The 12,986-nt window shown below is 59.6% G+C and carries 9 protein-coding genes; 3 read left to right on the top strand and 6 right to left on the bottom strand.

The features are described 5' to 3' along the window. Positions 1–7: 7 nt before the first annotated feature. From Q1A63_RS17275 to argS, 4 genes are all read right to left on the bottom strand, one after another. The gene (locus Q1A63_RS17275) at positions 8–1,993 is read right to left on the bottom strand and encodes an SPASM domain-containing protein (protein WP_299632292.1); all 1,986 of its coding nucleotides are present in this window, start codon (positions 1,991–1,993) and stop codon (positions 8–10) included. Between the two features lie 82 nt (positions 1,994–2,075). Next, on the bottom strand, positions 2,076–3,344 hold the full coding sequence (locus Q1A63_RS17270) for a hypothetical protein (RefSeq protein ID WP_299632291.1): 1,269 nt from the start codon (positions 3,342–3,344) through the stop codon (positions 2,076–2,078). Between the two features lie 121 nt (positions 3,345–3,465). After that, positions 3,466–3,618, bottom strand: coding sequence for a hypothetical protein (locus Q1A63_RS17265; RefSeq protein WP_298972986.1), 153 nt, complete (start codon positions 3,616–3,618; stop codon positions 3,466–3,468). A 161-nt stretch (positions 3,619–3,779) separates the two neighbouring features. Continuing rightward, complete coding sequence (gene argS / locus Q1A63_RS17260) at positions 3,780–5,513, bottom strand: arginine--tRNA ligase (protein ID WP_299632290.1); 1,734 nt, start codon at positions 5,511–5,513, stop codon at positions 3,780–3,782. Between the two features lie 183 nt (positions 5,514–5,696). Between argS and Q1A63_RS17255 the strand changes: the two genes are divergently transcribed. Genes Q1A63_RS17255 through Q1A63_RS17245 form a run of 3 tightly spaced genes read left to right on the top strand, consistent with a single transcriptional unit; the run spans position 5,697 to position 9,892 of the window. Then, complete coding sequence (locus Q1A63_RS17255) at positions 5,697–7,511, top strand: hypothetical protein (protein ID WP_298972981.1); 1,815 nt, start codon at positions 5,697–5,699, stop codon at positions 7,509–7,511. Next, positions 7,504–8,829 carry a toxin-activating lysine-acyltransferase gene (locus tag Q1A63_RS17250; RefSeq protein ID WP_298972979.1) on the top strand — a complete coding sequence of 442 codons (1,326 nt, stop codon included), beginning with the start codon at positions 7,504–7,506 and terminating at the stop codon, positions 8,827–8,829. The genes Q1A63_RS17255 and Q1A63_RS17250 overlap by 8 nt, the downstream gene beginning before the upstream one ends. A 13-nt stretch (positions 8,830–8,842) precedes the next feature. Next, positions 8,843–9,892 (top strand): hypothetical protein, encoded by a 1,050-nt coding sequence (locus Q1A63_RS17245; RefSeq protein WP_299632289.1) that lies wholly within the window; start codon positions 8,843–8,845, stop codon positions 9,890–9,892. 13 nt (positions 9,893–9,905) lie between these two features. On the opposite strand, the gene Q1A63_RS17240 is transcribed toward Q1A63_RS17245, so the two are convergent. Together Q1A63_RS17240 and Q1A63_RS17235 are read right to left on the bottom strand one after the other, a co-directional pair. Further along, complete coding sequence (locus tag Q1A63_RS17240; RefSeq protein ID WP_298972976.1) at positions 9,906–11,252, bottom strand: HlyD family type I secretion periplasmic adaptor subunit; 1,347 nt, start codon at positions 11,250–11,252, stop codon at positions 9,906–9,908. Beyond that, complete coding sequence (locus Q1A63_RS17235) at positions 11,236–12,888, bottom strand: peptidase domain-containing ABC transporter (protein WP_299632288.1); 1,653 nt, start codon at positions 12,886–12,888, stop codon at positions 11,236–11,238. Before Q1A63_RS17235 ends, Q1A63_RS17240 begins: the two co-directional genes overlap by 17 nt. Between the last annotated feature and the right edge of the window lie 98 nt (positions 12,889–12,986).

The following is a 12,986-nucleotide window of genomic DNA, read 5'->3' as shown; positions in this document are numbered from 1 at the left end:
CCGCGCCCTAACAAACGTTTTGCTGCAGGCCGCGCCATTCCGTGAGCGAAACCATGTCCACATAGGGGCTGGCGTTCAACGTTTCACGATCCTGTGGCAATCGCCAAAGGGGAGCCTCCAGCGCCAGGGGTCCGTCCCGCAGCCCGTCCAGTACCGCGAAGGGTTCTGCGCGAATGAGATCTACCGTGCGGCCATCCTTCAAGTGACATGTCATGTTCAGACCGATGGTGCCCTCTGCCCCATCCAACAAGGCGGGCAGATCAAGCGATACCGCCCAAGGTCCCAGTGGCCTGACGCTTTCCGCCGCCACCGGTATCTCGGCCGGCTCGGCATAGGGAACGGCCCGGAACGCCCCGTCCATAGGTGGTTTTGTTAGCCGAAACTGATCACCCCCCGACCAAAACAGTCTGCGGCCGAAAACATCGCGGGAGAAGGCGGGCAGATCAGCCATCAGCACAGGATCATTCGCCAGATCGACCACCCAAATCTCGATCTGATCCAGTTGCCCTGCTCCTGCAGCGTCGAATTGCAGGTCCAACCGACCGTCTTTCTGAGCAAACCGCAGGTTCAGCGCTTCATCCTGACCCGCGAGCGCGCCGCGCAGGTGGTGGCGTGTCATCAGGTTTGTCTCGCCTGTAGCAGGACGCAGTCGCGCGGCGGGATGGTAGAGATCATGCTCGGAAACGGACAGCCGTTCGACCGGCAGGTGAAAGGGGATATCCAGCGCCGCCAGCGTATCCGGCGCTTTGATGGCCAGATGCTCGTAAAGCCGCAGGGCCTCGCTCACCAGATGGCGGATCAGCTGGCATTTTGCCGCGTCCGGCGCGTCAATCGCGCCATTGGCCAGAACGGCCTGATAATAGCACCCGCCGCCGCAGACATATTTCGCCCAGCATGACCGGCAGGGCTCGCGGGAATCGACCGTCAGCGCACGGTAGGCATCTCTTTTCTCTTCATCAAACCCATCTTGGACGGTGCCGATCTCATGGCCTTTCTTTCCGATGAAATGGGCGCAGGGAAAGAGATTGCCGTCGGTATCGACATAGGCACCGCTCTTGCCCGCGCCACAGCGATAGATGTTACGCGTCCGGTTCACGACCCGGAGGAAGAAGCGCATGAAGAAGTCCTCGCCATTGAGCGCGGCGAGGTAGCGCAGTCGGTCCTCCGTCGGAGCGGCCAGCAGAAAGTCAACAAAATCCGTGTACCCCCGGCAAAAATCATCGACTGTTTCAGGGTTCAGCCCGTCCGGATCGTCAGGCGGCAGATTGACCGGCTTGATGTAGATCGACCGAAAGCCAAGCTCGTCATAGAGGTGTCGGAAAACCAGCGTGATATCGGTACAGCGGTGTGTGATCACCGCCGTTGCCCCGATATCGGGATGCCGTGCCAGCACCTTGTCGATGAGCGGCACCAGTTCATCATAGGTGCCCCGACCGTCCACATATGGGCGTACCGCGTCATGTACCTCACGCGGGCCATCACAGCTGATGTCCTGCGGCGGGCCCATTGCCGCCTCCAGGCCGATATCATCCGACAGGGTGCCATTGGTGGTGTTGGGGCCGACGCTGACAGACCGCAGAGGCAGAGGCGCGGTGCGCGCGCGAATTTTCTCCCTCAGGTCCGCGTGTATCTTGTGACGCAGAAAAGTCTCGCCGGTCAGACCGAAATCGATCCGGGCATGTCGGGTCTTCCCCGCGATTTCCTCGACGAAGAAGTCGACAGCATCAAGTGCCGTGCTTTTCTTCATGTTCAGCGGACGGCCATCGGCATTCATCCGCGCCCTGAAAGAGCAGTAGCTGCACTCCATATTGCAAGCATAGGTCAGTGACAGCTGCAACTGCGGAAAGGTCTCTTTATAGGGCAAGGTTTCCGGCGGGTCTGGCAGATCGTCCCGGATAAGGGCATCGCGCATGATGGTGCCACTGAGGGTGTCGAACCAATGGCCGCTTTGCATGTGATGGCCAAGGACGGGAATATCATTTGCGTCTTTCACGTATGTCTCTCCCAGATCTGGTCAGTTGTCTTTTGTGAGAGGCGGGCCGGGCGACCTGCGCTCTGTCGGAATTTCTGTCTTCTCAAGAAAGATGCGGCCTAACGGCCTGCGCCATGCGTTCCGCGGTGGCCTCGATCACGGCCCCGATGGAGCCTCCGGTCGTGTCATACCCATAAGCGATCCCGGCAGAGATCAACTCCAGCTCTCCGCCCCAATTTGGTGCAAAGCGGCAGCCTAACCGGCGCAGATCTGTCCGGTGCTGCTCCGCCATCTCGCGGGTGACTGCCGTCAATGCGGCACGCGCTGGTGCGCTGGCCGCAAGCGCATTGCGCAGAACGTCCTGGTTCAGCGTGGCAATCTGGAATTCGCAGTGATGGGCGCGCAGCAGCCATTGCATGTCATCTTCAATCGCCAGATCAATGCCACCCAGATCGATCAGCATGACCGCATCGGTGTCACGCGCGCGTCCGGTCTGGACATTGGGATATCGGAACAACCGTCTCTTCCGACCGTCCAGCAGCTTTTCAAGAAAGGCGAAGTTCGGCACTTCGTCGCGGCGCCGCAGGCGCGGTTTGCCCATCACACGCGTGATGATGGCGTCAGGGGCGACGCGTTCGAGTGCATAGGACATATAGCTCATGGTTGTGAGACCAACGCCGATCAATGACAGCTCGACCTGCAGAAGTTCGGCCACATGGTCGGTGTCTTCGATGAAGGGCAGATCCTGTTTGGGGCGTTTGCACAGAGGGCGCGCCAACAGCGTGGCAGTGGTCATCGGCTTGCCGCGCAGTTCCGCCAGACTTCGGGTCTTGAAACCGGCATCCAGAACCGCCAAAGGCCGATTGGGAGCAAAGCCCAGATCACGCTTCTGCGCGACCCGGTGCAGATACTCGGACACCAGCACTTCCAACACGGCCTCGTCCAGACGCAGCACCCCGGAAGCATGCCGCGCACGGCTGGCACGCCTGTCCGGAAGGACACCTACACCCTTGATGTCGATCAACCTATGATTGTGAAAATCCCATGCTTCTGGTGGGTTTGCACAATCGATATTGACGATCGCCGCACGCCCATAATCGGTCGGTCGCAGCACGTGGCGCCTGGCCTGAGAAACCGTCGGTTTACAGACCGTGTTGGGCGCCAGCATGCCCTTGGAAATGACCGCCAGCTGGTTGAGCGGCACTTGATCAGGGCAAGTATCATCTGCTGTCCAGATGAACCGCGCGCCCTTCAAGAGTGACATTTCCTCTTCGAAGACATGGTTTCTGAAATTGAGAATCGGCCCGAAATCAGTTTCGACATCCCGCAAATCTGCGGCAGCCGCATCATCAATATGCGTCAGGACACTCATATATCGACCCCTTCGGAGGGTGAATTAACTCATTGATTAAAAACCAAGAAGGACGGAAGAATGGCCCTTCTTGATTTCAAACCCAAAGCGTGGGCTTCAGGTTTTCGACAGCCTATCGAAATCAGGCCACGTCTTCGCCGCCAACGGGATTGGTTGGGCTATAGCCGCCACCTCCACCGCCGCCGCCACCGCCACCGCCGCCACCATGGACGACACTGGTTTTGTGGTACTCCATTTCCTTCAGCAGAGTTTTAAGTTCTGAAGTCTTCTTCATGCACTCTCTCCATATTGATAGGTACAGGTGTAGCGTGCCGCCCAAAGAATTAAGCGCGGCACCCGTGAAGTCGAGCATTCGGAATGGAGACCTGTCAACGAAACGCGCCACCGCTATGAAGCGGTAGCAGATTCACGCCAGGATTGAATATCTCATGAGCGCTACATCGCTTTCGGCACATTAATGCCGAGCAGCCGCAGGCACAGTTCGATCTGCTGCATCGCCACCCGCAACAGCGCCAGATGCGAGGCCGCCGCGGCGGGTGCGACGCCCTCCGACAGCACGCGGTTGGCCTGATAAAAGCTGTTGGTGCGATTGGCCAGTTTGTAGACGTGATTGGCGAGAAAGCTTGGTTTGCGCGCCTCGATCGTGCGGTTGAGCTGGGCCGCAAATTCATCAAGGCACAAGACAAGTTCGCGCCCGCCAGTGCCCATTATGGTTGGCGCCCCGGGTTGCAAGCCGTCCTTGGCCGCGTTTTCCAGCAAGGTTCTGACCCGTACACAGGAATATTGTATGTAGGGGCCGGTTTTGCCCTCGAATTGCAGGAACTGGTCGATGTCGAAGACGTAATTGCTTTCACGGTCATGGGACAGTTCGCCGAATTTGATGGCAGCCACGGCGATGTCTTCAGCGACCACGGCATGATCTTCGGTCGGGACCGAACCGGCCGCCTCCAACCGGTCTCGCGCGGCCCTGTTCATCGTTTCCAGCAGATCGTGCAGCCGCATGACACCGCCGGCGCGGGTCTTGAAGGGTTTCCCATCGGTGCCGTTCACTGTCCCGAAAGGAATATGTTCCGCCTGCGTGTCACCTAGGATACCGCATTGATCCGCGGCGCCGAAAACCTGACGGAAATGCATCTTTTGGCGGGCATCGACCACATAGAGGATAATGTCCGGGTGATCTTGCTCGATCCGGTCCTCGATGGTCGCGAGATCCGTCGCGCCGTAGCCGTATCCACCGTTGCTGTTGCGCAGGATGAGCGGCGGCAGCTTCTCCGCCTCCGGCAGGTGAACCACAATCGCACCATCGCTGGGCTCGGCCTTGCCCTCTTCGACCAGCCGCGCCACCAACCCGTCCAGCGCTGCCTGATACCGGCTTTCGCCATACCACTGATCGAAGGAAACGCCCAACCGGCCATAATCGCGCTGCAGGCTTGCATTGCTGGTCTCAACAACCTTCTGCCACAGGGCGACGTATTCCGGTTTGCCCGCCTGCAACATGGCGGTCGCGGATCTGGCACGCTCACGAAACGCCGTGTCGTCTTTCGAACGGGCAGAGGCGCGCGGATACCACTCCTGCAGATCCGCCATGGCGAGGGTGCCCTCCCCCTGCAACAACTGCGGGCGTTCGTCGGCAATCTGGCTGATCAACTGACCCATCTGCAGGCCCCAATCGCCAAGATGCACATCGCTGATCGTGTGATGACCGGCAAAAGACAGCACCGTCTTTAATGCTTGCCCCACAATGCATGACCGCAGATGCCCCACGTGCATTTCCTTGGCAAGGTTCGGCCCGCCATAATCGAGCAAAAACCGCTGCGGATTTTCATTGCGCTGCAAGAAGGCTTCTGGATCGTCAAGCGCCCGCGCCACCTGCGCGATGAGAGATGCATCCGACACGGTGAAATTCAGAAACCCCGGACGTGCAAATTCGACCGTAAAAAGATCGTTGTCCGCCAGATGCCCCATGACTGCATCCGCCGCGATTTGCGGGTTCAGTTTGTGCTGCTTAGCGACACGCAACAGACCGCTGCATTGGAAGTCGGCAAGGTCGGGCCGGTCGGACAGGCGCACCTCACCGGAGGCCGGATCATACCCGGCGGCGCCAAACGCGTCGCGGCAGATTGCATCGATACGGCGCAGAAGGGAGGTCATGCTGAGGTCATCGTCCATGTTGATATCGCCTCCAATTATGAGGAACGCCCTGCAGACGCAAGGCCTAACAAAATCAGCGGTTGCATGCTGCGATCACCACCCGGAAGCGGATGACCGCTGAACGCGGATCGGTCAGCTTGATCCGTTCTGGGGCGCGGGCCATAGTCCGCTGGTCAATTCTGTCGGAGCTAGCGTCTCACCGTGTTTCATAGGGATTACATTTTTGCCAATGCAGTCTCCGCTGCGCAAAACTCCGATCTCGCGCATCATGTAATCGCCGCCTTCGAGGCAAAGGGCACGCATTTTCAGTGCGTGCGGGACACGGATGTCTTCGGCACGGACGACCGCTTTCGGCACTTCCAATACGATGGTGTAATCCGAGTTGCGAAGGCCGGTGCCGCTCACAAAGCGCTGATGGAATTTCACAACGCTCGGGAGGCTGCGGCGCGGCTTAACGGTCTGCATCTTGGCGGTTGGCAGCTTTGTGTCTGCGTACCCGAAGTGGTGCCGCTCGCGGATGGGCGGCTTGCGCTGACGGCCCCGAATCTCGGCCCGACGTTGCATCAGGCAGGCAAGGATGTGGTGACGCCCGATCTAGCGCAGCTCATGGTCGAACTGATCGCGACATTACGCAAGACGGGGGTCGAATGGAAAGGGTTCGCACCGCGCAACCTGATCTTGGACAGCGCCCGAAAAAAGCTGCATCTCATTGATCTGGAAGATACTTTTTTCCACGATGAACCCTGCGGCACCTTGCGACGATGCATTCGGCTGAAATGGCGGTTGAACTGGCTGCAGCGTTTCCCAAGTGGCGGCCCGCTTGATCGCTGTATCGCATCTATACCGATCCCTGCGACCACCTCGCCCACCGATATCGATAATTTCGAAAGGTGCTTCGTCAGGCTGGCGGATGGCTGTTGCGATCTGGACACGCTGCTGGGGTTGAGCGACGATGCCACCATTGTGGCGGAAAGTCCGCTGGCGCACCGGCCCGATGGCGAAATGACCCCGATGGACGTCGGACATTTTCTGGACGAACATCTGCCGCAGCCCGTTTCGGTCTTTGTGACCTTTGCGATGGCGCGCCTGCGTCGTGAGAATGCGGATGATTTCGTCGGTTTGAACGCAGATCTCTCCGCAAGGATCAAATCGTTCGGGAAGGGCTTTGGACGCACAGAACAGCGCGCGCTGCTGCTGTGCATTCTGGACGGTTTGACGCGGGATCACTGCAGAAAACTCGGCAAATGCCATGCCGAATATGCCGCGCTTTCAGCCGCGACGGGCTGGCAGGCCGCGGTGGACAGATCGGCCTCTATGGATCAGCTGCTGATCCGGCTGGCGGCAGCGATTGAGTTTGCATTCCCGTTTCTGCCGCAGGCCGATCTGCTCTTGCGCGGCTCTGCCGGTCAGGCGGTGATGTCGCGGCAAAGCGACGTGGATTTCGAATTTTCATCCGTTGATCACCCCGAGGGTCATCCCGGTCGGGAAGCGTTGCTATGCGACATGCTGAACCTGCTTGACGTGCCCGCTGAGGGATCGCAAGCGCGCCCGACAGAGCGGGACCTGACCGGACCGACCGGACATTCACGCGACGCCAATGAATGGTCGCAATTGCGCATGCCCGGTGCGGGCGGGTCACGACCGCCTTGGCTTTTGAAGGCATTGCCCGAGGCGACATCCTGGTGGGAAGGCCTGAGCCTTTACGAAGGCCTCGCGCCGCCCGCTGAAAAGCAGGCGGCAAGCTATCTTTTCAAGGCAGCGCGGTCCATGCTGGCGCGGGCCGCAGCCCGGTATGGCGGGACAGACGCAAGGGCGCAGGAACAGCTTGCGCAGGTGCCTGGCTCTCTGGCTTCCCGATTGCGCCACCTGCTGGATCGCGCGCTTTACTTGCGCGAAGGTGGACAAAATGCGGCCTGCTCCGATGACCATCTGGCCCGTGACATCACACAGCTCTGCAATGAAATCGGCCTGCCTGACCCTTTCGGCCGCCTACCGGCAATCGATGCGGATGACTGAGCCGCTTCTCACCCAATTGGACCAACTGTCCCGGCAAATTGATGTCGCCTATTACGAGATCTCCTACGCGCCGCCCTGGGAAGATACGGGTCAGGACTTTGGCGACGCAGGGACGCTTCTACTGACCCATTTCGCTACTGCGGGCGGCGCACTGGCCGAATGTACAGGTCAACTCGGCAAGGTAATCGAATTTCAGCACACCCCTGACGCATCAGATCGGGCAAATACCCGACAGCTTGACGGGCGCGTTGTAATACGTGCACCTAAAACGACGAAGTGGCGACACATCATATTGCTCGCTCACGAGGTCACCCATGGCCTACACATGATGCAGCCTGCCTATGACAGATCCCCCACGTTGTGGCGTGAGGTCGTTGCCTTTGTCGGCGAGTTGCTTTTTGCCGATCATCTGGTCGAGACGGGCGCCTTATCTGCCGAAGGCAGAACATGGCTGGAAGCAGCCTATTACAACGGCCTCTATCTAGGACCGCGCAACACCGATCTGCAGCTCATGCTTGGTCAAGCATCGGAGCTGAACCCCGATGCGCTCTACCCCATCGCGCGCTGTTGCGCGCTGGAACTGCGACAGGGGCTGACGCTGGCCGACCTGCCAGACCTGCTAAAACGGGACCCCATGACGCTCGAGGCGGTTCATGGCCATGCAAAGAGGTATTTGGATCGGTGGATGGCTCGAATTTACGACCACGCTGACGCCGCGCGCCCGGATCAGACCCTGGGCCGCGAAATCCTCCACCGGCTCTGTACCGGGGGGCCGGACGTCAGCGTCGCGGAGGCCGCCGCCGAGCTGCTGGGTAAGGACAACTCTGGCTATCTCGCCGCACTTGGCGATCAGTCCAGTATTGCACCGATTGCGGCAGGCGAGGTCTTTGCCTGGCGCCGGGTCTTTGTGGAGCTGGCCGATTGCCTCGCAGCCTACAGCCGGTCGAGCTATCACCGTCACCTCAAATTTCATTCCTTTTTCCGGCGCGAGGTGCTGCCACCGCTGATCCTGCGCCAATGTTACCTCAGCCCAGGCCAGGGCCACGTTGTCCCTGCCATCTTCAGCTGGGCCTTTCTGTCGACGCCGGTGGCCGATGATGTGGTAGGCTGCGGACGCGCCCTCGATCTGCATGAATGGCGGGCGGGGTCGCGCCTCTTTGTCAACGATTTCTATAGCGAAAAGCACCACACCCGCGCCCTGCTCCGGCACATGCATACGATGCCGCTCTTCAAAAACTCAGACCGTATTCTGGCCATTGTCCGCAACGCCGATGGTTCGGCCCGACGGGTCCGGAACATTTCGCTGGCACGGGTATGAACTGCCGTCGCCGATGGTAAATCGTTTGATCCTGCATGTGGGCGATTGCAAAACCGGCACCACCTCAATCCAGGCCGCGCTGCGGGCCGCGGAGGCCGAAAGTGCAGCCCCCTCGCTTTTTTACGGGGCGCGGGTGAACCATAATTTTCTGGTCGACCCGCTGCTGGATCCCATTGACGCCTGCTCGGCCGACCAGGTCTTTGCCGACGCCGCGCGGACGCTGGCTGGCGCCAAAGCCGAGGTCGCCGTCATCTCAGCGGAGATGGCTGAATTTGTCGATCCTGAAGTGCTTGCCAACTATCTGGAGCGGTATCTGGCGCAATGGCTTCCAGGTCTGACGGTGATCGCCTACGTGCGTCCCCATGGCGCACGGCTGTTGTCGGGATACGCCGAGAACATCAAGAAAGGTGATTACATCGGCAGCCTGCCCGACTTTCTCGGTCACCTCACCCGGCGCGGCGATCTTTTCTACGCGCCGCGCTTTGGCAAATGGCGCGCCGTTTTCGGAGACCGGTTCATCCTGCGACCCTTCAGCAGCGCAGATCTGACAGCGGGTTGCGTTGTGCGGGACTTCTTTAACACAGCCTTCGACGCGCCCGATCTTCGGGGGGTGCCGCAACGCGAGAATGAGGGGTTATGTCTGGAAGATCTGGCTATGCTGCGGCACATTCATAAAAATTGGCGCGCCCGAACGGGCGGCAAAAAGGTCCCCGGCGCGGATGCCTTTGGCTGGAACATCCCCTCCCTGCTGACAGCCCGCCCGCGTCAGCAGCGGACCGCGCTGGCGCTTGATGTCAAGCTTGCGGAACGCATTGCGACAACGTTTTCGGACGACGCGGCACGCACGGACGAAGCCTTTTTCAAAGGGGCGCCTTTGGTCAGCGCCTTTGAACAGATGCAGAAAACCGCCCTTCCGGTTGCCCAGTCGATTGAGGCTGAGCATCATTTGAGTGCTGATGAAATTCGGTGTCTGGATATTTTTGCAGAGGTCTGTTTTCGCCAGATCGAACAGGACGCGGGCGGGTTCGCGCGCGCCATGCGCGACCTGCGACCCTGTGCGTGACGCTGAAGCTGCATTACTGCTCGCGAAGACTGTTTTGAAACACGCGTAAGACGGGTTCGAAGAAATAGCTGATCAATCGCCGCTCGCCAGTGATCACATCCACCTGCGCGGTCATGCCGGGTTTGATGGGGTGACGTTGCCCGTTTTGCTCCAGATACCGCGCGCCGGGGACAATTTTGGCGGTAAAGGCCAACTCACCCGGCGTGAATTCCACCGCATCCGCAGACACGCTGGCCACCGTGCCGGAGAGATAGCCGTATCGCTCGGAGGGATAGGCCGCCAATTTGATGTTCGCCGCCAGATCCGGCACCAGTCGACCGATGTCAGAGTTCTGAAAGCGGGCCTCAATTTCCACGGGCTGGTCTTCAGGCACAATGCGCATCAGCTCCTGTCCCGGCGCAACCACCCCGCCGATGGTATAGATGCCCAGCTGATCGACCACCCCGTCCACCGGCGCGCGCACCTCCGTGCCCTGAAGCGCGCGTTGCTCAACCAGGACCCGTTGTTCCAACTCTTCCAGCAGCGCGATGATTTCGGCCCGGCGTGCCAACAGAATATTATGGGTATCGGCCCTTACGACAGCTTCCTCGCTCTGCAGCAGCGCCAGTTTGCGCGCGTCCACCGCTAGCAGGTTGCTTTGGACCTCGCGCTCCTTCTCCAGCTGCCGCAGCTCGTCCAGCTCGTCCAGATAGCGGGTCCTGCTGCCGACCCCGCGGTCACTCAGGCTTTGCTGCATGCCAAGTCGGTCGGCCTGTATCCTGATGGCGCCGTCAATCTTCTCGATCCGCGTCTCTGTTACTCTTTGCGACAGGGTCGCGACATCCAGCTCCGCCTCTATGCGCGCCAGTTCATTGGCGAGACGTCGAATTTCGATCTCCAGCAATGCCGCCTGCTCGCGGGCGAATGCGGAGCTTTCACCAGCGATCTTTTCCTCATAGAGCATTGCGGCACGCGCGACTTCGGCATCCCGTTCAGCAGGCACCAGATCGGCCAGGATCAGCAGTGCGGTGTCAATGCGCGCCGTTTCGACAAGCAGCCGGCGGCGCTGCTGTGTCAGGATCCCCAGCTGTGCCTTGATCGCGGTATCATCAAGGGCGATCAGCACATCCCCTCGCTGGACGATCTGCCCGTTGCTGACGGGGATCGCCGCAACGCTACCGTCGAATTCCGGCTGTATGATCTGCACGCGCCCGGCGGGCACAACCCGCCCTTCGCCCTGCGCGACAATCTCTACGCGCAGGAAGTAGGACAGCGCAAAAGCCGCAAGAAGCGCAAGCAGCAATGTCCAGATCGTCACATGCACCAACCCCGATGCAATGCGGTTGTCGCCTTCGGTTTCAGGCTCAATCCAGCTTTTCATCGACGCCTCCAAAGTCGATCATCTTGTCGGGCTGTCTGAAAATCTCGGGGCGATGCGTGATAACGATCAGCGACATCCGCGCGCGCAGCGCATCAAGCGTGTCGGCGATATGGGCTTCAGTGGCGCCATCGAGCGCGCTGGTCGGTTCATCCAAAATCATCACTCGGGGCGCGCGCAGAAAGGCGCGGGCGATGGCAACCCGTTGGCTCTGACCGCCGGACAGACCACTGCCACGCTCCCCCACCGAGGCATCGAGCCCGCCCGCCATCTGACGGATGAAATCACCGGCGCGGGCGGCATCAAGGGCCGCCCACATCTCCGCCTCATCGATATCGTCGCGTCCCAACAGCAGATTGTCACGGATGGATCCGTTGAAGAGATAGGTCGTTTGCGGCACGTAGACGAGGTTTTCACGCACGCTTTGCGGATCGAACTTTGCGATGTCATGACCGCCAAGAACCACTTTGCCGTCGTCCGGGACCTCCAGGCCAGATGCCAAGCGGCCAAAGGTCGATTTGCCAACACCCGACGGCCCCACGATCAGCGCCATGCTGTAGGGCGCGACCTGCAATGAGAAATTCTTGATCACCGGCTTGGCCGGGTCGTAGCCAAAGGTCACATCAACCAGGTCAAGCCTCGGCTCGACCACATCCGGCAGACGGGGCAGCTCCCCAAAGGGTTCGGGTTTGGTCAGAACGATGTCAGCCAGACGCCGCCGCGATATGCGAATTTTCTGCCAGTCCTCCCAGATCGCCGAGAAATTGATGATCGGTTCGGACACGCGCGACGCGATGAGGTGAAAGGCGATCAATTGGCCAAGCGTCAGTTCCTGCGTAAAGACCAGATTGGCCCCCACATAGATGATCGCAATGGTGATCGTCTGATTGACGGCGAACACGATGTTGAGGTTGACCGCCTGCAGATATCCGACACGGTAATCGGCCACCAGACGTCGGCGCAGCGATCCACTGAGCAGTCGGTAGCTTTCCTCTTCCGCGCCCACGGCCTTGAGGACGGAAATCCCCGAAATCCGTTCCACCAGATTTGACTGATGCCGCGCCCCGGAATCGAACCGGTTCTGCAGCGCGTGCCTCAGGATCGGACCGAAGGAAAAATAGACAAGCACCTGAACCGGCATGGAAATCAGGATGATGGCGGTCAGCGTCGGCGATAGCGTGTAGAGCACCGCGATGTAGAGAAACGCAAAGCTGACATCGAGCAGGCCGGAAATGCTGGCGCCGACAAGGAAATGCCGGATGGTGTCGGTTTCATTGATCCGCGCAATATTCTCGCCCACGTCCCATTGACGGAAATGCGCATAAGGCCGGGTGAGCAGGCTGCGAATGATCTTGCGCCCCAGATCATAGGTAACGCGATTGGCAGAGCGCAGCCCCACCAAATTCGACAGCAGGGAAAATGCGACCTGAAAGGCGGTGACCGCAAGGAAAATAACGACGATGACAATGAGGGATGCTTCGCGCTGAAACGGCAGGATACGATCGATAACCACTTGAAAAATAAAGGGTTCAACCAGCCGAAGCAGGCGCACGAAGGCCGCCAGCAGCAAGAGTTCGATGAAGAAGAAGAGGTACCGCCGGAGGGTTGGCGTAAACCACGCCAATGAAACTTCTTGCACGGGTTGCGCCAAGGTCGCCCTCTTAGACAATGTAGAACTTCCCGATGCTACCATAGATAGTTTGGAGAGATAGCAGGCTGGATGCTCTGTGCGGATTT

The sequence above is a fragment of the uncultured Roseobacter sp. genome (assembly GCF_947499265.1).
Taxonomy (GTDB): domain Bacteria; phylum Pseudomonadota; class Alphaproteobacteria; order Rhodobacterales; family Rhodobacteraceae; genus Roseobacter.
This window is presented reverse-complemented; position numbering and strand designations above follow the sequence as displayed.